Source organism: Psychrobacter sp. D2, from assembly GCF_013608135.1.
Classification (GTDB): Bacteria; Pseudomonadota; Gammaproteobacteria; order Pseudomonadales; family Moraxellaceae; genus Psychrobacter; species Psychrobacter cryohalolentis.
In genome coordinates, this window is the sequence record NZ_JACDXZ010000004.1 from 36,406 (window position 1) to 60,724 (window position 24,319).

14 protein-coding genes are annotated in these 24,319 nt (G+C 42.3%); 8 read left to right on the top strand and 6 right to left on the bottom strand.

The annotated features are described in order from the left end of the window. Positions 1-62 precede the first annotated feature (62 nt). Together H0262_RS06745 and H0262_RS06750 are read left to right on the top strand one after the other, a co-directional pair. Positions 63-5,327 carry a DUF11 domain-containing protein gene (locus tag H0262_RS06745; RefSeq protein WP_181210185.1) on the top strand — a complete coding sequence of 1,755 codons (5,265 nt, stop codon included), beginning with the start codon at positions 63-65 and terminating at the stop codon, positions 5,325-5,327. A 214-nt stretch (positions 5,328-5,541) separates the two neighbouring features. Beyond that, positions 5,542-6,327, top strand: coding sequence for a hypothetical protein (locus H0262_RS06750; RefSeq protein WP_181210186.1), 786 nt, complete (start codon positions 5,542-5,544; stop codon positions 6,325-6,327). A gap of 115 nt (positions 6,328-6,442) precedes the next feature. On the opposite strand, the gene H0262_RS06755 is transcribed toward H0262_RS06750, so the two are convergent. The 4 genes from H0262_RS06755 to glpK form a co-directional block, all read right to left on the bottom strand. Next, positions 6,443-7,135 (bottom strand): TetR/AcrR family transcriptional regulator, encoded by a 693-nt coding sequence (locus H0262_RS06755; protein ID WP_011513381.1) that lies wholly within the window; start codon positions 7,133-7,135, stop codon positions 6,443-6,445. 212 nt (positions 7,136-7,347) lie between these two features. Further along, positions 7,348-8,373, bottom strand: a complete 1,026-nt coding sequence (locus tag H0262_RS06760; protein ID WP_181210187.1) for an endonuclease/exonuclease/phosphatase family protein — start codon at positions 8,371-8,373, stop codon at positions 7,348-7,350. Between the two features lie 350 nt (positions 8,374-8,723). Further along, the gene (locus tag H0262_RS06765) at positions 8,724-9,194 is read right to left on the bottom strand and encodes a hypothetical protein (protein ID WP_226939380.1); all 471 of its coding nucleotides are present in this window, start codon (positions 9,192-9,194) and stop codon (positions 8,724-8,726) included. Between the two features lie 491 nt (positions 9,195-9,685). Then, entirely contained in the window at positions 9,686-11,296 is a 1,611-nt protein-coding gene (glpK, locus tag H0262_RS06770; RefSeq protein WP_181210189.1) for a glycerol kinase GlpK, read from the bottom strand. A gap of 505 nt (positions 11,297-11,801) precedes the next feature. On the opposite strand from glpK, the gene H0262_RS06775 reads away from it, so the two are divergent. From H0262_RS06775 to H0262_RS06790, 4 genes are all read left to right on the top strand, one after another. Further along, positions 11,802-13,553: a TolC family protein gene (locus H0262_RS06775; RefSeq protein WP_181210190.1), complete on the top strand. Its 1,752-nt coding sequence runs from the start codon at positions 11,802-11,804 to the stop codon at positions 13,551-13,553. A gap of 89 nt (positions 13,554-13,642) precedes the next feature. Next, on the top strand, positions 13,643-14,926 hold the full coding sequence (locus H0262_RS06780) for an HlyD family secretion protein (RefSeq protein ID WP_181210191.1): 1,284 nt from the start codon (positions 13,643-13,645) through the stop codon (positions 14,924-14,926). A gap of 3 nt (positions 14,927-14,929) precedes the next feature. Further along, a complete protein-coding gene (locus H0262_RS06785; RefSeq protein ID WP_181210192.1) occupies positions 14,930-16,234 on the top strand; it encodes an ABC transporter permease in 1,305 nt (434 codons plus the stop codon). Then, positions 16,234-17,427, top strand: a complete 1,194-nt coding sequence (locus tag H0262_RS06790) for an ABC transporter permease (RefSeq protein WP_181210193.1) — start codon at positions 16,234-16,236, stop codon at positions 17,425-17,427. Before H0262_RS06785 ends, H0262_RS06790 begins: the two co-directional genes overlap by 1 nt. A 77-nt stretch (positions 17,428-17,504) precedes the next feature. Here H0262_RS06790 and sthA read toward each other — a convergent pair whose 3' ends face one another. Both sthA and H0262_RS06800 read right to left on the bottom strand, forming a co-directional pair. Further along, positions 17,505-19,148, bottom strand: coding sequence for a Si-specific NAD(P)(+) transhydrogenase (gene sthA / locus H0262_RS06795; protein ID WP_011513373.1), 1,644 nt, complete (start codon positions 19,146-19,148; stop codon positions 17,505-17,507). Between the two features lie 197 nt (positions 19,149-19,345). Continuing rightward, positions 19,346-20,194 carry a pyruvate, water dikinase regulatory protein gene (locus H0262_RS06800; RefSeq protein ID WP_041753451.1) on the bottom strand — a complete coding sequence of 283 codons (849 nt, stop codon included), beginning with the start codon at positions 20,192-20,194 and terminating at the stop codon, positions 19,346-19,348. Between the two features lie 422 nt (positions 20,195-20,616). Here H0262_RS06800 and ppsA point away from each other — a divergent pair, with 422 nt between their 5' ends. Beyond that, the gene (ppsA, locus tag H0262_RS06805; RefSeq protein ID WP_181210194.1) at positions 20,617-23,001 is read left to right on the top strand and encodes a phosphoenolpyruvate synthase; all 2,385 of its coding nucleotides are present in this window, start codon (positions 20,617-20,619) and stop codon (positions 22,999-23,001) included. A gap of 167 nt (positions 23,002-23,168) precedes the next feature. After that, entirely contained in the window at positions 23,169-24,155 is a 987-nt protein-coding gene (locus H0262_RS06810) for an RDD family protein (protein ID WP_259275424.1), read from the top strand. Positions 24,156-24,319 lie beyond the last annotated feature (164 nt).

The window sequence follows — 24,319 nt, forward strand, 5'->3', positions numbered from 1 at the left end:
ACTATAAAGATGTTAGCAAAGACAGTTTTCTTCTCTTTTAGATTTTATTGGATAAGCGACATATGACTCTATCTATCACGACACTGTCTAATCGTACCGCCCTATGTACAGCGAAGATCTCTGCGCTGTCATTAGCGATGTTGCTTATGCAATCAAATACAGCGTTTGCTGCATCCAACACACCGATTGAGCTGATTAATAATATTGCTCAAGCCAGCTATAGTGTCAATAACGATACTAACATTGGTTTAAGCAGTACCTCTAACCAGGTTCAAGTAAATTACTCTGTATTGCCTGAATTTGGTATTAGCTTAACTCAGCAACCCTTACGTACTGTCGCGCCTAACACATTGGTGAATTGGGTCAATGTCCTCAGTAATACCAGTTATAGCAGTCAGACTGTTGATTTGACACTTAATGTATCGCCGACTCTGTCTAACCTTAAAGTCTATCAAGACCTTGGTACTATTGGCGTATTTGATAGTGCAGATAAGGAAATTATCTTTGATAACTTAAGCGCTCAAATCAAGCTTGGTCAGAGTGAAAGTATTCAGTTTATTGTACAAGCTCTATCAGATGCTAATGGTAAAGATGGTGATACTGCTAGTATTAAGCTTGGTGCTGCTGTTGTTGAAGACCCTTCTATTACCGCTTTAGTGAGTGACGAGCTAATCATCGTTGAAACACGTCTCGATTTTATGCTTTATTCATGGGATGGCTACAAAAGTAAATCGCAAGTTGGTGAAAATACCTATCTTGAAGCCAGCTGTGCTAAATGTAACGTCCGTGATAGCGCACGAGATGAAATATGGCTAACTATCACTTCTCCTAAGACTGGTGATACTTATTCACTTAAAGCTATTGAGACTGGTGATAATACCGGTAAATTCCGTATAGAAGCACCAACAGAAAATAATGCTAATGCCATTAATGACGGTATCATTCAGACACTAGAAGGTGATAATTTACTCGCTACGTTAGATGCTTATATTGACTCAAATGGTATACGACAGGAAATTAAAGAAGCTATCAGTAGCAATATCGCTATCGTTAATGATATCCCAACCCTACAAGTTACCAAAGAAGGTGATGTCAAAACTGCCTCACTTGGTGATTATGTTAACTATACGATTAATATCAAAAATGATGGTACCAGTACGGCTTATAACGTTGAATTAAAAGACGCTTTACCGCGCGGATTTGACTACGTTGGTGGTAGTGTGAGTATTGATAAAGCGCAAACCACTGAGTTTAAAACCGATGGCAAATATCAAGTTTTAAGTCTGGGGAATATGGATGCCCAAACTAGTAAAGATATTACTTATCGCGTATTGGTTGGTTCATCAGCATTAGGCGGTGACGGCATTAACCGTGCGATTGCCATTGCCAAAACTGAGCAAGATCAAAGCCTCGTATCAAGAGAAGCCCAGTGGAAAGTAGAAGTCGATCGCGGTGTTATGAATACAGATGGCATCATCGTCGGTAAGGTCTACCATGATATCAACCGCGATGGCATTCAACAAAAACAAGGTGGCGAGCTTGGTGTTGCTGGCGTGCGACTCTATATGGAAAACGGCAACTTTGCTGTCACTGATCCTGAAGGAAAATATAACTTTTATGGTATCAGCGCCAAGACCCACGTCCTCAAAGTTGACCGCACTACTATTCCAAACGCCACAGAACTGGTTACCCAAAGCAACCGTAATGCTGGCGATGCAGGTAGCCGTTTCGTTGACCTAAAATATGGCGAGCTGCATCGTGCCGATTTCGGTATCGTTGGCGGTATGGCGGATAGTACTGAACGCTTAAACGCAGAGCTTGTAGCGCGTAGCAAAAATATCGGTGCCAAAAACGATCGCTTAGAGCAAGCGGTTAAAAGCGAGCTAATTTTAGATCCTGACTATAACCGTGACAATAAAGACAATATCAATGCCAGCGGCTGTAAATCTAACGATGTTTTAGATGCAGGAATTCAATGCGATTCAGCAATCGTCAATGAAATGGTAAACCCATCTGCCAATCGCGTTGAGATGGCAATTACTAAAATTGCACCTCCTGTAGAAAAAGAGTTAGAAGAATACCTTAAAGAAGTGGCAACTAATAATGTCTCTTTCATTAATTTGAGTGAAGGTCAGCAGCTCAGCACTTATAAACAAATGGTACAGGTACAAGCCCCACTGGGCTCTATTTTCACTCTATATGCCAACGGTAAAGCTATATCAAGAGAACAAATCGGTAAAACGGCTGAACAACAAAAGCAAAATGTCACTGCATTTGATTATTACGCGGTCGATTTAAAGCGTGGCACTAATACTTTACGCGGTGTCGCAACCGACGTGAATGGCAAAGTTATCTCTGAACAAACTATCAAGGTATTAACACCGGATATTTTACAATCTATTAGTTATCGTACCCAAAAACAATTGGTGGCAGCTGACGGCGTCAGCGATTATCAAATCGTTATTAGTCTAAAAGATCGTGATGGTCGTCCTTATATAGCATCAACTCCTATCACCATTGATACCAATATTGGTCGTATCAACTTAGCAGACAGCAGTAAAGATCAGGCTGGCACGCAAGTTACTGTCAATGGTGGTGAGCTGTTGATCTCCGTGACTGCGCCAAGCGTACCCGGTAAAGGTGAGATGATCATCGATACAGGCAGCAATAAGCAAGTAATTCCGCTACAGTTTACGGCTCAATTGCGTCCATTAATAGCTGTTGGTATCGTTGAAGGCGCGATAGCGCTCAAAGACTTTGATGGTAGTAATATCACTGACGCACAAGGTGCATTTGAAAAAGAATTACGCGAAATAGCCGGTAACGATGATTACTCAGCGACGGGTCGTGCGGCAATGTTCTTAAAAGGCAAAGTACGCGGTGATTATCTATTAACGCTTGCTTATGACAGCGACAAAAAAGGCGAGCGCCTGTTCCGTGATATCGAGCCGGGCGAATACTATCCCGTTTATGGCGACTCATCAGCCAAAGGTTTTGATGCGCAATCGACGAGCAAGCTATATGTACGTCTAGATAAAGGTCGCTCATTTGCCATGTATGGCGACTTAAAGACTCAAATTGACAATGATGAAGGTATTAAGCTCGGTCAATACAATCGTACACTGACTGGTGTCAAAGCCCAGTTTGAAGATAGCAACACGCGTATTACTGCTTTTGCCGCTGAAACAAGCACCTCACAGCGTGTCAATGAAACTCGTGGTTTGGGCATTTCAGGTCCTTACCCGCTTGCTAATGATTTTGATGCAGTATTAGAAAATTCAGAAACTATAGAAGTAATCATCCGTGATGCTAATAATCCTGGACGTATTGTGCGCCGTGAGACCTTGACGCGCTTTGCTGATTATGAAATTGATCCTATTAGCCGTAGCTTATATCTAAAATCACCGATTGCTAGCCAAGATATCGATGGCAACCCTATCTACTTACGCGTTACTGTCGAAGTTGATGAAGGTGGTGAGAAATATTGGGTAGGTGGCGTCGCTGCTAAACGACAATTGACTGATAAAATTGCCATCGGTGGCAGCTATATTAATAGTGATGATCCACTTAATAAAGAAGAGCTTGCTAGCGTTAATACTGTGGTTAAACTTAATGACAAGCTAAAACTGGTCGCAGAATATGCCAAAAACAAAGCTGAGAATCCAAATTTCGAGCCAAGCAATCAGATCAATGCGGACAAACTAACAGGCGATAATGCTGAGGGTGACGCTCTACGTATCGAGCTTGACTATGACAATAAAAAAAATACCCGTGCAAAAGCCTATCATAACGATACCGATATCGGTTTTGTCACTGGCGCGTCACCACAAACTGCTGGTCGTACCGAATCTGGCATCGAAATCATCCACACTTTAAACGAGAAAAAGACTGCGCTTAAACTTGAAGGCGTACGCACAGAAGATCATATTACTGATGCAAGTACTGAAGGCGTACAGGCCAGTCTCGAACAGCATTTAAGCAAAAATATCGTTGGTGAAGTCGGTGTACGTTATTACAAACAGGAAGGTGCCTCACGTAATATCCAAGCAGCAACTGATGTGGTAGATATTACTAATGATACTTTTGCAAATGATGACATCATTAATCAATCAGCGCTTAATGGCGTAAGCAACACTGAAAAAGACATCGAAGGCACTACTGCCCGCGCCCGTCTAACCGCGCGTTTGCCAAAGCTAAATAACTCATTGGTATTTGCTGAGTATGAGCAAGATATTGAACACAGCTCACGCAACGCAACCTCTATCGGCGGTGAAACAGCACTGGGTAATTTAGGTCGACTTTATGCTCGCCATGATTTAATCAATAGCTTGTCTGGCAGCTATGGTTTAGACGATTCTGAGGAGCGTCAACGCACTGTTGTCGGCTTTGATGCCACTTATATGAAAGATGGCAAGGTTTATAGTGAATACCGTCTACGTGATGCCATCAGTGCTCGCGAAGCGGAAGCTGCCATTGGTCTAAAGAATAAATGGTATGTGCAAAAAGGTTTGACGCTTAATACTTTACTCGAGCGTGTCGAATCTTTAGAGGGTGAGAAAGACAGTACCTCAACTGCAGCAGGTTTTGGCGTCGAATACCTTGCTAACGAAAATTACAAAGCATCAGGGCGCCTAGAAAAACGCTGGGGCGATACCAGTGACACCTTATTAGGTAGTGCTGGCGTTGCTTATCGTTATAGCGATGAAGTTACTTTATTAGCCAAAGATATTTATTCAAAAGTTGATTATGATAATGGTCATAGGACTATCAATCGCTTTCAACTTGGTGCTGCCTATCGCGATTACGATAGCAATCAGCTTGATATGCTGGCCAAGCTTGAATATCGCTTAGATGATAATGCCACTGGTGATGACCCTTATCAAAAGGATGCTATTGTTTGGTCATGGAGCGGTAACTACCATCCAACGCGCCCATTAACGTTATCAGGTCACTATGCAGGTAAATATACCGAATACGATGCTCAAGGTATCGCAAGTGACAATACCGCTCATGCTGTGTACGCTCGCGGCTTATATGATATTAGCGAGCGCTGGGATATTGGTTTACAAGCAGGTACTTATTGGAATAAGCAAGCAAATGACCTAGCCTATTTAGTTGGCGCTGAAGTTGGCTATAGTCCAATGAACAATTTATGGTTATCGCTTGGTTATAACTTCATGGGCTTTGAAGATGAAGACATCGCTTATGACGATACTACCATCGAGGGCGCATACTTTAGACTACGCTTCAAGTTTGATGAAGATCTATTTAAGCGTGAAGACCCACGTAAAAATAAACGTGCAGCACCTGTATCCTCTACATTATAAGACGGTCAATTAAAAAGGCACCATCTTGAATGACGTTTTTCTGGAATCGTTTTTCCTTATTCACATGCACTAAAGGAAGATAAAGACTTTAAAATCTTATTCCAATAGCACTATATTTTTGAAGTAAATTGACTATAGCATTTGATAAGCGATAAAATCAGTCTCAAAATTGCCAGCACCGATACTTATCAGCTTACTACAAGGTTTTCGCGTTATGCTTTACTCTACTATTAAAGTAGCTACTTATAAAAATCCAATATGTGCTGCGTTTTCAGCTGTTTTGCTATTATCAACGACTTCATGTGTATCAACCGCAGCTACGACTCTCCAAAAAAGTGGGAATATCACTACTGTAGACACCTCTGATTACTGCCAGAGTCAGGATTTAAAAGCGACATATAAAAACCAAAATACGCAGCAACGGGCGATGAGCTGTATGCTAGCAGAACTACAGCATTATCAGCAAAAAGATAAAACTGCGCAGCAACAGTACTTTGCTTATAAAGCCCAAGCTTGGCTCAACTATGCCATCCATAAAGACAGCATGAATAGTCGCTCACCTGCTGGATTAGAAGCGGCAAAATCTGCAGAAGCTATTTTGCAAGCATTAAAAAAAGGTTCAGAAAACGATCTTGTTCTTATCCAAAATATATCTGCCTCATCAGCGCTAATGCGACCTGATTTATGGGCAACATTAAGTGCCCTCAAAGACAGCGGTGGTATTGCAAGCGCTCCCCGTGAAATAGCATTTAGTGAAGTGGCATTAATCTGGGCAGCGACCGACCAATGTGAACATAATTCACGGCAGGCAGGCAGCCAATTTCGCATGGCTGACCGCTGGCTTGAACAAGCACGTGAAGCTTTTGTTAATGCTCACGATTCCAAAGAAAACGTGGCATTAGAAGGGCTTATCGTACGTTATTATGAGCAATACTCGCCTTTCGATGCAAGTGGTGATCGCTGTAATGGACAAGTATTGCCGACACTTGATCAAATGTAGGAATTTTATTCACTATAAGTATTTTATAAAGCTTATACATAAAAATTTAGCAAAAAAATCCGACATATATATGTCGGATTTTTTTAATGTCTGTCTTTAAAACTTAATAGACAGACTAACGGTCTTTACGCGGTAGCTTCTCTGGCAAGTAACAACGCAGATAAGCGATAGATGCCGTATTAGCTTCTTGTAGATACTTATCGGTAATACGCTCATGACGACGATAAGAAACAGTAAAGATCGCATTCACGATACTAAAGGTAATCAATAATACATCTTGAATATCTTCAAACTTAGGCACTTCATAGCGTTCAGCCAAACGATCATAGACCAATTTTACTACTTGGTGATCCATATGCTCGCCAAAACTGTCGCCTTCAAAATCAGGCGTATTGGTATCATAAATTAATTTGGCTTTGGTTTGATCTTCATCAAAAATTTGTACACAGCGATCAATCAGCGCTGTAAGATACCCTTGCCATCTATCATATTTAACCGTCTCAACGGTTCTCAATACATCTAAAATATCAATAGCATTTAAAAAACGCAGCGCCAAAAATATTGCTTCAATATTAGGGAAGAAATGATAAGCAGACGCCCGTGGAATACCCGCTTCTTCGCAGACAGCGGCAAGCGTAATATCATTGATAGATTGGGTTTCACTCAACTTTTTAGCACCCATCAACAATTTTTGACGGCGGGCGCGTCCTTGCTGGCTAGTAAACTTAAACTTATTCGGCACCAGCTTTTTTGCCAGCTCCGAATCTACCAGTACATCTTCAATTTTGTCGTCTTTATTTTCACTCATGATAAATCTCTTAATGTTATGTCATATCTTTAAAAATATAGTGTTCATCGGATAGTATGCGCCCTAAATCAAAGCACCATTTCTATCAATCATATATGGATTGATAACACCGCTACTATACTCAACGAAGAGGCATAATAAACGCTTGTACACTATCAAGCAAGGAACAAGAATAGGTTAAAAAAAATTCAGTAATTAATTATTAAATAGTGTTAATTGTGAAGCTTTATTTTCGCTCTTATAATACCGTGGTCGATCACTCTATCTGCATAATCCCACTTTAAATGGTCATTAAAGTAGTCAACCCGTTCAACCTGACCGAGCGAAAACTTACTATCAGGTAGAAATTCTTCAGAGACAAATAACTGATCAATCACTTCTGGCATACCTTGATAGATATGAGTATATGCTACATCTTTCATCCAACCATAACGGGCTTGAATACGAGCAGCATCAAACAGCGCGACGTCTCGCATGCTCTTGTCATAGTTGACCTCACCAGTCTCCGTCATCAGCTGGGTGGTCACGCTTTCAGTCACATCATTCATATCACCAAGCAAAATCAAGGGCTCACGAGTATGCTGTAACCTATCTATGATAGAAAGCCTGATAGAAGCCGCTTCTGCCGCACGCATACACAAACTACGCAACTTGGCACGAATACGAATGTTTGGATCATCCATATCTTCTAACAAATTACCAGCCTCATCACGTAAGAAAAAAGCACGTTTACTTTTTAGATGAGCGGTAATAATCGTTATCGGCTGACCAAATGCATCTACACGCAATACAAGGGGCGGACGATTAAAGCGCTGATAAGGACCAACATCAGGGATATCAATGACCGCTTTTGGGGCAATCTCTTCAAGCAAACTGTTCTCTAAGTGCGCAAACCGACTAATGATACCGACAGCAGGCGTATTTTGCGCCCCTTTACCTTGCGTATATGAATTTACGCTATCATTACTTGCCAGCGGAATAACGACATGTTCAGGCTTAAAGCCCAATGATACTGCTAAAGCTTCGAGCGCTTCACTGTCCCATACTTCCTGGACCGCAATGATATCAGCATGTGCCTTTGACAGTAGATCTGTGATACCGCGTAACTTATGTTCGTATTCGTGATTAGTATATGCAGGTGCGTTTGGATAATAGAGACGATTGGGATTGGCAAAATTGAGCAGGTTGGCAGTTGCTATATAAAACTGCTTATGATTACTTTCATTATTATTGGTCATAAACTGCCTATTATTCTATAATTGTTTTTACATAAGGTTTCTAATTATTACTTATTGGCTAATTTTAACAATAAAGCATATTATATATTCATACATAGTAATATACAGTAAAAAAGCCTCCAAAGAAATCTTTGGAGGCTTTAAAATAGCATAAATTCAAATTATTGCGTCTGTTAACAAAAAATGTCTACAATCGAACTAAACCCAGTAATAAGACAGTAAGCTTTAGTCGTGTTTACTTACTTGAAGCAAGTATACTATTAGCAGCACTTGCATATTAATCGCTGACTACTTTTCATAAACTATCTGACCTGAGTACTTAATATCTTATTAAAATCAGCATAAATACATTAAGAAATGCGGTTCCATGCATCACGAGATGCTCTACGTGCCTCATTCCATTCCATACGTGATTCACCTTTCACATTGTTCCATGAGCGCTCTAAATCTGACTCATGATCTTCAAAGCGGGCATCAGCGGGATAACGTGCACGGTTAGCATAGCCTACCGCGTAAGCTGGATGCAAATCACGATCGAAATCATGACCTTCTTGATAGTAATCGGCATTGGCATACTCTGCACGCCAATATGCTTCTTCACGCGTTGGATCAATCGCTTCGGCTGCTGCATGACCTGCACCGCCACCGACAATTGCACCAATTGCTCCACCAATAAGCGTGCCTAATGGGCCTGCCATCGTGCCAATAGCAGCACCTGCTGCTGCGCCGCCAATACCACCAATACCTGTACCTACAGGGTGTGAGCCTGGCTCGCCTGTGATTGGATCAGCATTCAGATCACTTCTTGCTTCTTTCGACATATGCTTGACAGCAGTACGATCAATCGCATCATGATCCTCTATAATGTTGTCTTTTTCATGTCTAATAACAGTATTGTTGATTGTCTGATCATTACCAGTCAATCGGCGCTCATTATCATCGATAATACGCTCTCTATCACCAACTTCAAGATAGTCATCAGTAATCACACGGTTATTCGAGTCTGTAATACGGCCGTCGTTATTCATAATATCTTCCTTAATTGATTTGTTATATATTCTATTTATCATCAATCCACTTAATAGCAATATAAGCCAGATTAAGCGTTTTATTAAATCTTCTAAAGTATAGGAACTGAGTTCAAAGACAGATAGGTCGAATATGTAAACTGTGTCAAAATCACGATGGTATTGCGTTACAGTCTGTATCTGTACCAAAACTTTGTCATCTGACGTAGTTTCTAGGTGAGTCGATTATATAATATTGAAAAACGGCTATTAAGTAATAAGCAAAACACTATCTATCATGGTAATCAAGGCACTATTAATGCTCTACTGATAGCTTGTTGCCATTTATACAGATGCTTTTCACGCACATCTATAGACATATTAGGCTCAAAAACTCGATCTACCTGCCATGAGGCCTTCATCGTTGTATCATCATATAAACCTGTTTTTAAGCCAGCAAGTAAAGCGGCTCCTTTTGCAGTAATCTCTGTGTCTCTTGGACGCAGTACCGGCACATTCAATAAATCTGCTTGGAACTGCATCAACAAATCATTATTTGCCGCGCCCCCATCTACCCTTAATTCAGTGAGTGGATGCGGGCTGTCTTTTTGCATGGCAATGAGCACATCGTATGTTTGATAAGCAACCGCCTCGAGTGCTGCCCTTGCAATATGGGCTTTGGTCGTACCGCGACTCATACCAGTAATGCTGGCACTGATATCTGAGCGCCAATAAGGGGCACCTAATCCCGTAAATGCTGGCAGCAAAACCACCTCTTCACTGCTCTCAACTTGCCGAGCCAAGTCTTCTACCTCGCCGCTTTTTTGAAACATACCTAGGTTGTCACGCAGCCACTGTACAATTGCACCCGCCATAAAAACACTGCCCTCTAACGCGTAAGTTACGTCCCTGTTTGGCGGCTGTAGCATGCGTCTGCCAGATTGGACGATCTGTTCGAACGAGAGATTGTCTGGGCGAGTTGGTGCAGATTTTCGTTGCCATGCAATAGTTGTGAGTAGTTTATGTTCACTAAGCAGCGGCTTTTGACCGATATTCATTAGCATAAAACAACCAGTGCCATAAGTATTTTTAGCCATGCCCGTCTCAAGACAGCCTTGACCAAAAAGTGCTGCTTGCTGGTCACCCAATACTGCATGAATTGGGATTTGCTTGGCAAATAATCCCTTTTTAGTTTTGCCAAAGTCGCCATCGGATGGCAGAACTTTAGGTAAAATATTCATGGGTATGCCAAATCGGGCGCACAACTCCTCCGACCATGCCAGCTTATGGATATCGTATAGCAAGGTACGAGAAGCATTGGTGACATCGATGACATGCTCACCACCTGTGAGCTTATATATCAGCCAGCTGTCTATGGTGCCAACTGCTATCTCGCCTTTATTGGCGCGTACGCTTAATTTAGGATTTTGATCTAGTAACCAAGCGATTTTACTGGCACTGAAATATGGATCTAAACGCAGACCTGTAATACGTTGCACTTCGCTTGCCATATCACCTTGGCTATTATTACTAACCATACCACTTTGCGGCGTGGCGGTTAAGTTCTCAGTAGCAAGCGCTTCACAGTAGCTCGCTGTACGCCTGTCTTGCCAAATAATAGCGGGGGCAAGTGGCTTACCTGTTTGCTTATCCCACATGACAATAGATTCACGCTGATTGGTAATAGCGATACTGCTAACATCGGTGGCGAGTAGCCCTGCCTGATTAATAACGTCATGAGCGCAGCTGATTTGCGTCTGCCAAATTTGCTGGGCATCTTGCTCAACAAAACCGGCTTGCGGTGTCTTTAAGACCGTTGGCTGCTGTGCCATTTTGATTGGGCGCGCATGATCATCGTACAATATAGCTCGACTTGACGTTGTCCCTTGATCTAACGCTAAAATATATCCTGCCATTACTCACATCCCATCTTGTCTTATTTGAGTCTAATATTATTATTTATTAACTATAAATTTATAAAATCTAAAATTCAGTATAGATAATGCTATCCATTTTATAGATAGTACTTACAAAAAATTTAAACCTATGCAATTAGGAAAATCAGAGGAAAAACAAGTTACTAGCCTATATCAGCCGTTTATTAAATGATGCTATTATTCATTATAGTTAAAAGCGTTACCATAAACCCTTTGTTGATACAATGCAGAATAAGCAAATAGTGAGCATTGACCCGTCACTATTGTGGCACTACAGTGTACGCTTTGTCATCCATGACAAATTTTAGATCGAATCATATTTGATAATTTAGTCTATTTAGCAGCACATTTTGCATAATATTTAGCTTAGATTATCTCTAGCATAAACAGTACTCAGCATGACTAATACTGTTTATACATTGCGTGTGATTCTAGACACCTTTTAACTTGTACCTTGTATTCTAATTAATGGCTTACGTGACCTATGAAATTTGCTCTATCGACTCTGTCCACTGCCGTGATGACGATTACGCTCATGAGTATAGCGGCGACTGCCTCTGCACGCGCTAGTGAGCATATGAATGAGTCACAAAATGAGGTGATAGCTGTCAATGTGACACAGATTATCGACGCCGACAATCAAAACAATGCATTAAGTGCACTTGATATGGTCAATCAAAATATCACCTCTAAAACGGTATCCTCTAAGCATGCAGCTTCTGCAAACAAATCTTCTATAAACGAAGCTTCTGTAAAATCGGCGACGATACGTGGCGACAGTACGGGCGAGGTCTCTGGACGTCAAGCAGCTCTAAGCACGCTTATCGATCCTATTACCCATAAAAGCATAGAGAACAGCTATCCGTTAGAAGTGTCTAGCTTGTTAAGTCTTGAACAAGCGCAAAATATTTTGTTGCAAGTATCCCCAAAAATCGCTGCCAATCAGGCCGCTATTGCTGCCAGCGAATATCAAACGGACGCCCTCAAAACTATCGATCACCCACTTGTATTTGCCCGTGTTTCAGCTACTACCTACAATTTGGATGCGGACATTGATCTATCGTCGCTAAAAAACGGCATCGTTAATGATATTAATAATGGGGTTGGTGACATTATTCCGCCCATTCCAGATTTGCCAAATTTTGGTGAATTGGTTGGTGAGCGTATCCCAGATAACTACGAGTTAAAACGCTCAGGCTCTACGGTGGGCGCAGGACTTGGGGTAGTATGGCCTATTTATACCGCTGGACGTACTGCCGCTCTGACAGGCGCGTCCAATGCTCGTACTCAAGAAGCCGTAGCTGACAGTATATTGGACAAAAACGAGCTTTATAACACCTTGATTGAGCGTTATTTTAAAGCGCAATTGGCAATCATTGCCGCCTATTTACGCGACGATGCCTATGATACCTTGCAGCAGACTGACCATATGGCGCAGCGGCTTTTTGAAGAAGGTTTTATATCGCGAGTTGATCGCTTAGAAGCGCAATCGGCACTTGCGGATGCCAAAAGCGAATCTGTCAATGCCAATAATGATGCACGTCTTGCCATGATAGCTTTACAGCGTCTATTGCGCACTGAGTATCGCATTAAACCTCGCACACCTTTGTTTGTCTCAAGCCGACCCCTACCTGATGTCAGCTACTTTCAAGATTTGGCACTGACCAATCACCCAGGTCTACAAAAAGTCGCCGCCAAACGTGCTCAGGCTCAGCAATTGCATGCGCTATCGGATACTGGTTACAAGCCTACTGTCATGCTATATGGCTACGGGCAAATCGAAAAAGACCCAAGCTGGGTCGCTGGCGTCTCGGCGAGTTGGAAATTATGGGGCGGTCTGGATAAAACCGCATCACTGGCATCAAGTAATGCCAAGATACGTCAAGCTGATTTGTCTGAGATTGAAGTCAGTGACAACCTATTATTACTGGTTGAAAAAAACTGGCATGATGTGAATAACGCCCAATCACGCTATCAAGCTCTACAAAGCAATGTAGAGCTTGCGGCAGAAGTCTTGCGTTTGCGCAGGCTTGGACTACAAGAGGGTTTGAATACGCCAGTCGAGATTGCCCAAGCGCAAACGCAGTCGTTAAAAGCACGTACGGAGCAAGCGCAAGCAGCTTATAGCTATGTTCAATCACTTGCTGCTCTTATGCAAAGCTGTGGTACGCCCCTTGCCTTTAATGCCTATCTCAATGCCGCCGATATTCGGCTACCCACTTTATATGACAAATAACATCGCCCATTTATCGTCTTAGCAATATCAGACGACAAACGATTTATTTTGCTTATTACCGACTCTATTGCTTTAGGAATCTCACTGTCATGACTGAATCTACCAACGAATCAGGCGACTCGCGCAAACTAAGTGGCTTAAACTCATCGACTGGATCGACCAATACTAACGATAATCCAGCGCCCACGAACATGGATTCTACGGTCGATGCAAATGATGCTGATGCGTCTAAGACTGATATGAATAACAGCACTGATGCCGATAGGGACACCAATACTGATACTAGCATTGAGCCGGAGCAAACGGTGCCAAGCTATAAGCGCCAGTCAGTAAAAGATAATAAATCAACAAAGATTAAAAAGGTGATTTTGGCGCTGGTGATTTTAGTTATTTTGGGCGTGATTGCTTATGGTTTATACAAGAGCAATCAGCATAGCGAGCCGCAAATTATTACCCTCCAAGGGCAAATGCAAATGCAGCAAACGTCTATCGCGGCAAAAGTACCGGGACGTATTGCAAAAATATTAGTCACAGAAGGTGATGCGGTCACGGTCGGTCAACAGCTAATAGAGATGGATTCGCCTGAGATTAATGCAAAAATCAATCAGGCACGCGCTGGCAAACAAATGGCACAAAGCCAGCTGGATAAAGCTGAAAATGGGGCACGTCCGCAAGAAATCGCTCAAGCAAAAGCAGCATGGCAAGCTCATAAAGCAGCATCTGACTTGGCAGAAAACACTTATCAGCGTGTTAATCGTCTGTATGAAGAAGGACTGATGGCGCGGCAAAAGCGCGATGAAGCCTATGCACAATATTTGGCAACTCAAGATCAAACCGAAGCAGCACGCTTACAGTATGAGTTAGCGATGGAAGGCGCACGTAGTGAAGATAAGTCAGCGGCGACTGCACAAGTTGCGCAAGTCGATGCGCAATTAGAAGAAGCATTGGTAGCGAAAGAAGAAGCCAACTTAAAAAGCCCAATCTCTGGTGTCGTCGATAATGTCATCGTCAATGCAGGTGAAGTGATCGGTCAAGGTGTGCCGCTGCTAACCTTAGTCAATACCAATGATCAATGGGTCGTCTTAAATGTCACGGAAACCTACTTAAATCAGTTTGCGATTGGTCAGCGGTTCATGGGTACTATTCCCGCTTTATCATCACCTGAAAAGCCTTATACCAAACAATTTACTGTTTATGCTACTTCAACCTTGTCTGACTTTGCCACTTGGCGACCGACTAACAATGACGATGGTTTTGATGTTCGTACCTTTGAAGTGAAAGCCCGACCCACTAACCCTGATAGACGTATTCGCTCAGGTATGAGCGTAGTTGTACGTCTTAATCCTGCCCTCGTTAATCAGAACCAAGAGTAAGCTATGCGCCTGACGAAGCTAAAGGATGCTTTTGTACGCAGTGCAGCTTACGAGCGACGTTTTTTAGCCAAAAACCCTTGGGACTTGGCGATGGTGTTCTGGATACCGCTGGCTACTGTGCTGCTGATTTGGTGGATTTTTTCACAAATACAAATCACTGATTTGCCTATTGGCGTGATTGATAATGATCGGGGGCCTGTTGCCAATACGGCACTACGGTATTTGGAAGCCAATCCTAATTTGACTGTAAAGCAGCTATATCATACGCCTGCTGCGGCAAAAGCTGCTATCTTGCAGCGTGATATCTATGCAGTCGTCATTATCCCTGAAGATTTTTCTCGTAATATCTTATTAAGTAAGCCTGCTCCTATCGTACTCCAAGTCAATGCCCAATATGGCACCCACTCTGGCATTATCCAAACCAGCGTACAGTCTGTCATTGGTACCTTATCCGCAGGCGTTGAGATGAAGCGCTTGGTCAAACAAGGTATGGCACCATCGCAAGCGGCGATTGCTTACTCTCCTATTAGCATTCAACGCATCAGCTTATTTAATGCGGCGACTGATTATCAGCAATTTTTGGCATCGACAGTCATTCCTGCTCTGCTGCATATTTTAGCAATGGTGATTGGCGCAACGACGATCGGCCGTGAATTGCGTGACAAGCGAATCGGACGCTGGTATCACTTTATTAATGGCAGTCATGTTTATTTAACATTACCACATAAAGATGATCAACCTAATAATGACAGCCAACCTAGTCCATTAGATAATGTCTCAGCCAGTCAAAACCAAGCACCAGAAGAAGTAAGTATACCGGTATTGGTATTTGGTTTATTGGGCAAGTACTTTTGGCCGCTACTGGCTTATAGTATTTGGTCGATATTGGCTTTATGGCTGGCAGCGCCGCAACAATCGATTGCTATTAGCGCGCTCATGGTAACCTATATAAGCCTTGTATTATTGATGATGTTATCTTTCTGGCTTGGCGCTATATTTACCTTAGGCTCCTTCTCATTGCGTATGGGTTTATCGGCGACGGGTTTTATCTCAGCACCTTCTTATGCGTTCGCTGGGGTGACGTTTCCTTATGTCGCTATCAGTAAGAATGCCCAGCATTGGTCAGATGTGCTGCCGCTTACCCATTATCTTAAGCTGCATATTGCACAGTTACAGATGCAAGCGCCTGTCATCATATCCTTACCAATTGTTTATGGGCTGACGCTAGCAACACTCGTTACGCTATATTTAACGGCCTTACTAAGCAAACGCGCATTAGCGCATCCTGAACGCTGGGGAGCACGCTGATGTCATTATCCAAAAACAAGTCCTCTACTATCATGACAGAATCAGAGAAAATTCTGGCATCGCCAAGCTTTTTTGGCAGCTTTTTACAAACTATAAAAGACGTGTTTTCTGATAAAGGTGTGCTGTTACTATTGATGATTGCACCGATTATTTATGGTTTTTTCTATCCTTGGCCGTATTCTACGGAAGTTGTAAACCATGTACCTGTTGGCATTGTTGATAAAGACAATAGTCCTTTATCGCAAACCATCGTTCGTTATGCCAGTGCCAGTCCGCAATTAGATACAAAACGCTTCTTAAATGAACAGCAAGCCATCGATGCCATGTGGGCGGATGACATCGCAGGCTACATGATTATTCCAAGCGGACTTGAACAGCAAGTGTTGTCAGGCAAAGCCGCTAGCGTCAGCGTACTTGGTAATGGCGGCTATTTTTTATTAAATAAAAACGTACAAATGGGATTTTTGCAAGCGGTTAGTACCGTCTCAGCTGGCATTGAGGTAAAGAAAAACGTGGCACAAGGGGCGTACTTAGCGACTGCTTCTGCCAAAACCCAAGCCGTACCGTTAAAGATTATCCCTTTATATAATCAAACGGAAGGTTATGGCGCTTACGTCGTGCCAGCGGTGTCTATTCTTATCTTGCAGCAAACGCTTTTAATGTCAACGGCGATGTTAATCGGCACTTGGTATGAGCAACGACGCCATAGAACTAACATTCGTGGCTGGCTTGGGCGGATTGCCGCGCTAAGTATGTTTAGCTTTGTGATTGGCTGTTTCTATTACGGCTGGGCATTTGAGCTTCATGACTATCCGCGCGGGCAAAACATGCTCGGCAGTTTATTATTCTTGCTGCTATTTTGTCCGACAGTCGCCACACTTGGTTGCGTGCTTGGACTTTGGTTTCGCCAGCGCGAGCGTAGTATGCAAATTTTAATTTTTAGCTCATTACCGATGTTTTTTGTCAGTGGCTATCCGTGGCCTGCCCATCAGCTTCCTGAATTCTTGCAAATTATTCGTTGGTTATTGCCAACGACACCAGGTATCAATACTTCCGTGCAGCTTAACCAAATGGGCGCCAGTATCGCGCAAGTAGCGACAGGATTTTATGCGTTGGCAGGATTATGGGCTTTTTACTTTATCCTACTGTTGCTCTTTCGCTGGGTTAATTCAGCGCGTAAAAACGCTTACTAAGATAAAAAATGATTTAAAAAAAGCGCCTGTATAATTACAGACGCTTTTTTATTGACTCAGTTTAATATCATTAATCGTTAGAACACACGATTAAGACCGTTCAATGCCGCGACGCGATAAGCTTCTGCCATTGTTGGATAATTAAAGGTGGTATTTACAAAGTATTCAAGCGTGGCATTACATTTCATCACGGCTTGCCCAATGTGAATAATCTCTGAAGCATGATTGCCGTAGCAATGAATACCTAAAATCTCTAACGTCTCACGGTGGAACAAGATTTTTAGAACGCCTGAACGCTCACCAATGATTTGCGCGCGTGCAAGATGCTTAAAGAAAGCCTGACCGACCTCATAAGGAACTTTGGCATCGGTTAACTCTTGTTCCGTTTTACCGATACATGAAATCTCAGGTATCGTATAAATACCTGTTGGTACGCTCGATACAGGCTCTGCATCACGGTCACCGACCATAAATGCCGCCGCACAACGCCCTTGGTCGTAAGCGGCAGAAGCTAATGAAGGCCAACCGATAACGTCGCCCGCTGCATAGATGTTTTCAACTTCGGTACAGTAAGTATCATCAACTTTCAGCTGACCGCGGCTATTGGCTTCTAGACCTAGGCATTCTAAATTTAAGCCTTCAGTATTACCTGAGCGTCCATTCGACCATAAAATAGCGTCTGACTTGATTTTCTTACCACTTTTTAGATGCAAAATGACACAGTCATCATGCGTTTCTAAATGGTCAATCTCTTCATTGCTACGGATAACCACGCCAAATTGACGGAAATCATGAGCAATAGCGTCACTGATTTCACTATCCAAATAGCTTAGCAGCTGATTTTGGTTATTAATCAAATCTACTTTATAGCCAAGACCAGTAAAGATAGACGCATACTCACAGCCAATCACGCCAGCGCCATAAATAATAATTTTCTTAACCACATAATCCATCTGTAGGATTTTATCAGAATCAAATACGCGTGGATGATTAAAGTCTAAGATATCAGGGCGATATGGACGGCTACCGACCGTAATGATAGCTTTGTTAAAGGTAATTGTTTCAAAGGTATTTTCATCAATTTCGATACGTATCGTGTTTTTATCGATAAAATTTGCCCAACCATGAATCACTTCGATTTGGTTGCGCTCATAGAATCTGGTGTGCGTCTGAACCTGTTGCAGAATCACTTTTCGAGCTTTAGCTAACACGATATTCAGTGGAACTTGATGATAGTCCATGGCCTTAGTAAACATCTGGTCACGGCGAAAGTTAATCAAGTTAAAAACCGACTGGCGCAAAGCTTTACTTGGAATCGTACCAACGTGGGTACAGTTACCGCCTACTTGCTCGCGCGGGTCAATGACCACCACTTTCTTGCCCGATTTGGCAAGTTTCATGGCAGCAGCTTCACCTGCAGGACCTGCACCTAATACGACCGCATCATATTCAAACTCATGCTTATCGCTTTTTAGACGTTGTGAATCCTTAGTAAAGCCCGATTTTACGTCGATACGTGTATCATCTAGTGGATTGACCAAATCTGGATGATGCATGATGTCTTCAGTAACTTGCTCATGCGTTTGTTCGATTTTCTCTTTCTTATTTTTACCCTCAGTATGCTCAGGGTTTGGCACACGACCACTTTCCTTATTAGACACCTCAGTTTTAATATCTTTACCAGTATCATTGGTCGCGTCGCCTATCGTTTTGCTTCCCATCGTGTCCTCTTTATTCATTTATGAATCTGTTTTTTAGCTCGCGGACGCCTTCATCTTTATAAATGTCTAGATAAAAATATCCATGGTGCTAAAGTGTGTCCACCATACGTGGTGATACGTTATTTTGCAATACAGCAACCACTACAACCGTTTTTTTCAAAAGTATTGTTTTTCAGAAAAATAGAGACCTAGCTCAATTAGCCAATGCGGCGTTTCAGACCAGTCATCTGTAATATACGCGTGGCAATCTCTTCAACGGACATCTCTGACACATCAAGGCTTGGAATCCCCTGTGAGGTATAAATTCCTTGTATTGCGCGCTGTTCTTGCTGACATTGCTGATAACTTGAATAGCGACTACCCGCGCGGCGCTCTTGGCGGATTTTCACCAAGCGATCCGTATCGATAATCAGACCAAACAACTTGTGTTTATGCTCACGCAATGCTTTAGGTAGCTGGTTGTCATTTAGGTCTTCTTCGGTTAAAGGATAATTGGCCGCTCGAATACCAAACTGTAGTGCCAAATACAATGACGTTGGGGTCTTACCAGAGCGCGAAACACCAATCAAAATAATATCTGCGGCATGATAATGACGGGTACGCGCGCCGTCATCATTATCTAAAGCAAAATGCACCGCATCAATACGCTCTTTATAAGTCTCAGAGTCGACGTTATCATGGGCATGACCTGAATGCCCATCTGGCTCCACGCCCGTCTCTTCTGCAACGCGACCGATGAGACCTTCATACATATCAAGATTACAGCTGTGCGCTGAATTAATTTTTTCACGAATCTCAGGACTAACAATAGTATCAAACACCAGTGGCAGCAAGCCATCTCGCTGATAGGCGGTATTGATTTGCACAACCGCATCTTCAGCACGTTCTAGATTATCCACATAAGGCAATACTCGAGTCTCAAAAGGCACTGAAGCAAATTGGCTTAAAATAGCACGCCCAAGCGTTTCTGCTGTAATCGCCGTGCCATCAGAGATAAAAAACGCCGTTCTTATGTTCTGAGCGTTATCAACTTCTAGTGCTTTCATATTTTGAATCGTAGAATTGGGTTGTGGTGACGAATGATTTACATACATAACGTTGATACCTTATTTTTAAATCCTTGGTTGAAACCTCAGTAGCAGCCTTTCATTTTTAGCATCTAGCGCTTCATAATTTGGTCATATGCGTCTCAAATTTTCACCTTTATTATACGCATAATAGACGCTTAATAGTAATCAATGTTACAGGCGTACACTTAGACTTAGATAGATTTTTAAGACTCAGCTCACTGTAAGATCGATATTTATCGTGCCAAAATTTATGATCTAGCCTAATAAATATGTAGCAAATCTCACAATTTGTAGCTTTTTCATCATTTTTTTGCTTCAAGCTCTCGAATTTCTCAAAATATAGGGGTATAATCGACCATTATAATCTTTACTAAATAACCTTATTTTCTGGAGTTATCATGGCAGCGCAATCTACAGCACTTGTAATTAACCTTGATCAGTTAGGAAAAGACGACATTGAAATGGTCGGTGGCAAAAACGCTTCACTTGGTGAAATGATCAGCCATCTATCTGATTTGGGCGTTAGTGTTCCAGGCGGCTTTGCCACAACTTCAAATGCTTTTTACCAGTTTCTAACAGAAACAGGCTTACTTGACAAAATTAACGGCGAGCTTAAAACCTTAGATGTTAATGATGTCAATAAACTTGCTGAAACTGGCAAAAAAATCCGTACTTGGATTATTGAGCAAGAACTGCCAAAAGATCTTGAGCAAGCGGTTCGTGATTCATTCGAAGCAATGAGCGATGGTAAAGAAATCGCGGTTGCTGTACGTTCTTCTGCTACTGCTGAAGATTTGCCAGACGCCTCATTTGCCGGTCAACAAGAAACGTTCTTGAACATTCGCGGCATTGATAACGTCCTAATCGCGATTAAAGAAGTTTTTGCTTCTCTTTATAATGACCGTGCTATCTCTTATCGTGTGCACAAAGGTTTTGAGCACGAAGGCGTAGCATTGTCTGCTGCTGTACAGCGTATGGTTCGCTCAGAAACTGGTGCTGCAGGCGTTATGTTCACACTAGATACCGAAAGTGGTTTTGATCAAGTGGTCTTTATCACTTCAAGCTATGGTCTAGGTGAAATGGTTGTACAGGGCGCCGTAAACCCTGATGAATTCTATGTGTCAAAGCAATTACTTGCCAACGGCAAACCTGCGATTATCCGTCGCAACTTAGGTAGCAAGCACAAGAAAATGATTTATGGTGATGAAGGTAGTACCACCAAATCAGTTAAAGTCATTGATGTTGAAAAAGAAGATCGTATGCAGTTCTCTTTGTCTACGGAAGAGCTGACGTCACTTGCCAAGCAAGCGATGACCATTGAAAAGCATTATGGTCAAGCAATGGATATCGAGTGGGCAAAAGACGGTGACACCAATGAAATCTTTATCGTTCAGGCTCGTCCTGAAACGGTTAAGAGTCGCCAAGACAGCAATGTCATGGAACGTTATATCATTGACACGACTAACGCTAAAGTATTGTGTGAAGGTCGCTCAATTGGTCAACGTATCGGTTCAGGTAAAGTCCGCATCGTTAGCAACCTAAATGAGATGGATAAAGTACAAGAAGGCGATGTATTGGTATCAGATATGACGGATCCGGATTGGGAACCAGTCATGAAGCGTGCTTCTGCTATCATTACTAACCGTGGTGGTCGTACTTGTCACGCAGCGATTATCGCTCGTGAGCTAGGCGTCCCTGCTATCGTTGGTTGTGGTAATGCCACTGAGCTGTTGGTTGATGGTCAAGATGTGACTGCTTCTTGTGCCGAAGGTGATACTGGCTTCATTTATGAAAGTCAGATTGATTTTGAAGTACAGACCAACTCTGTAGAATCTATGCCTGAGCTTGCCTTCAAAGTCATGATGAACGTTGGTAATCCAGATCGTGCCTTCTCATTTACCCAAATGCCGAACGAAGGGATTGGTCTTGCGCGTCTTGAGTTCATTATCAACCGTATGATTGGCGTGCATCCAAAAGCATTGCTAAACATGAACAGCTTGCCACGTGAAATTGCACAAGCTATCAATGAGCGCATCGCTGGTTATGCCTCACCCGTTGACTTCTATGTTGATAAGTTGGTTGAAGGTATCTCAACGCTCGCTGTCGCCTTTATGGATCAGCCAGTGATCGTTCGTATGTCAGATTTCAAGTCAAACGAATACGCTAACTTGCTTGGTGGTAAGTTATACGAGCCATCAGAAGAAAACCCAATGCTTGGTTTCCGTGGTGCGAGTCGTTATGTGTCTGATAACTTCCGTGACTGCTTTGAGCTAGAGTGTAAAGCGCTTAAACGCGTCCGTGATGAGATGGGCTTGACCAACGTCGAGATTATGATTCCATTCGTCCGTACCGTTGGCGAAGCAGCACAGGTCATCGAATTGCTTGAGAAAAATGGTCTAAAACGTGGCGAAAATGGTCTACGCATCATCATGATGTGTGAGCTACCAACTAACTGCTTACTAGCAGAAGAGTTCCTAGAGCATTTCGATGGTTTCTCAATCGGCTCGAACGATTTGACTCAGTTGACTCTAGGTCTAGATCGTGACTCAGGTATCGTCTCACATCTATTTGATGAGCGTGACCCTGCGGTTAAAAAGCTGTTGTCAATGGCAATTGATGCCTGCCGTAAGCAAAACAAATATGTCGGTATCTGTGGTCAAGGTCCATCAGACCATCCAGATCTAGCTTTATGGCTCATGGAGCAAGGCATCAGCTCAGTATCATTGAACCCTGACTCAGTACTAGATACTTGGTTCTTCTTAGCGGGTGAAGAAGCGAAGTAAGCTGTAACGTTACGTCACAACGTTAATTCACACCGTCATTTAAGATACAATTACTAGGGTCTATTTGATTTTTTCAAATAGACCCTAATATAATGTATGATCAATAGTGACTGAAAAGCAGTTTTTTAAAACAGTGACTTAAGACATGACTAACTATGCAGGCAATTATGCAGATTTTCCTTGCTCGAAATAACGTACAAGCCGGTCCCTACACTTTGGATCAGCTCAATATTATGCTCACCTCTGGTGAAGTGCTATTAGATGATTTGGTCTGGCATGACGGCTTAGATCAGTGGCAGCGCGTGGGTAACTTAACTAATAATCAAGCCTTTTATCGCCTAACTCATGTAGCGATGCCTGAGGTTAATGATTCTATCATCAACAACGTTACTATCTTCCCAGAAGACGATGCAGCAGATACCAATAAAGACAAACAATCGGTATCGCTGGATCGTTTATATGGCAAGCCTGAACGTTCAAAAGACACTGCTAAAAACACCAAAGCAGATATGACAACCAATCGTCATCACACGCCAAATAGCAATGTGTCATTAAATAAGTCTAACGCGACCAAGGCTGCTTCAGCGAAAGATAAAGTAGTGGGTAATGTGATACTGGCTCCTATCATGTCACGGATATTGGCAACGGCGCTGAATGCTTTACTGTATTTATTAGCTATTTTTCCACTAGTCATGGCATTGACCAAGATGGATGTCGATTATACCAAGTTCCAAAATATTCAGGATATGGACGCTGCTTATCAGTACTCAGTGACGTTGATGGAAAGCTTGCCTAGCAGCACGTTGATGATCTCGCAGGTCATGGTCTTTGGTTTGTTTGCCTTGCAATTGTTATTTATCACTTTGCGTGGTCAATCACTGGGCAAAATGATTACGGGTATTCGCGTGGTTGATCAAACCACCCATCGTCTGCCATCATTTTTAAAGCTTATTGGTATGCGTACCTTTTTGCTGTTTATCATTTATAATTTACTGTTTTCTTTTACCAGCTTTTTAGGCTTTGTCATTGTTGCTATTCATTATTATATGGCGTCTAAAAGCCCTGAAAACATCGGTTGGCACGACAAATTGGCCAAAACTTTGGTGGTTAAAGCAGATAGTAGTCAATTGATAAAAGAGCCAAAAATAAAATAATCCTATTTTTGATTATTAACAATATCTCTTATGTTTGTCATAAAAAGCGACGTATCAGCGTTGCTTTTTTATTGATAAAGAAACAAGGTATTCCATTAATAATTTTTATTAACAGCTGCGCATTGATTAACCTTTGTGTTCATCAGTGACTACTGTTATAATAT

What these genes read in the sequence shown, in the direction of transcription:
- H0262_RS06745 (WP_181210185.1), top strand. Translation starts at nt 63, where the DNA reads ATGACTCTATCTATCACGACACTGTCTAATCGTACCGCCCTATGTACA.
- H0262_RS06750 (WP_181210186.1), top strand. Translation starts at nt 5,542, where the DNA reads ATGCTTTACTCTACTATTAAAGTAGCTACTTATAAAAATCCAATATGT.
- H0262_RS06755 (WP_011513381.1), bottom strand. Translation starts at nt 7,135, where the DNA reads ATGAGTGAAAATAAAGACGACAAAATTGAAGATGTACTGGTAGATTCG.
- H0262_RS06760 (WP_181210187.1), bottom strand. Translation starts at nt 8,373, where the DNA reads ATGACCAATAATAATGAAAGTAATCATAAGCAGTTTTATATAGCAACT.
- H0262_RS06765 (WP_226939380.1), bottom strand. Translation starts at nt 9,194, where the DNA reads ATGTCGAAAGAAGCAAGAAGTGATCTGAATGCTGATCCAATCACAGGC.
- glpK (WP_181210189.1), bottom strand. Translation starts at nt 11,296, where the DNA reads ATGGCAGGATATATTTTAGCGTTAGATCAAGGGACAACGTCAAGTCGA.
- H0262_RS06775 (WP_181210190.1), top strand. Translation starts at nt 11,802, where the DNA reads ATGAAATTTGCTCTATCGACTCTGTCCACTGCCGTGATGACGATTACG.
- H0262_RS06780 (WP_181210191.1), top strand. Translation starts at nt 13,643, where the DNA reads ATGACTGAATCTACCAACGAATCAGGCGACTCGCGCAAACTAAGTGGC.
- H0262_RS06785 (WP_181210192.1), top strand. Translation starts at nt 14,930, where the DNA reads ATGCGCCTGACGAAGCTAAAGGATGCTTTTGTACGCAGTGCAGCTTAC.
- H0262_RS06790 (WP_181210193.1), top strand. Translation starts at nt 16,234, where the DNA reads ATGTCATTATCCAAAAACAAGTCCTCTACTATCATGACAGAATCAGAG.
- sthA (WP_011513373.1), bottom strand. Translation starts at nt 19,148, where the DNA reads ATGGGAAGCAAAACGATAGGCGACGCGACCAATGATACTGGTAAAGAT.
- H0262_RS06800 (WP_041753451.1), bottom strand. Translation starts at nt 20,194, where the DNA reads ATGAAAGCACTAGAAGTTGATAACGCTCAGAACATAAGAACGGCGTTT.
- ppsA (WP_181210194.1), top strand. Translation starts at nt 20,617, where the DNA reads ATGGCAGCGCAATCTACAGCACTTGTAATTAACCTTGATCAGTTAGGA.
- H0262_RS06810 (WP_259275424.1), top strand. Translation starts at nt 23,169, where the DNA reads ATGCAGATTTTCCTTGCTCGAAATAACGTACAAGCCGGTCCCTACACT.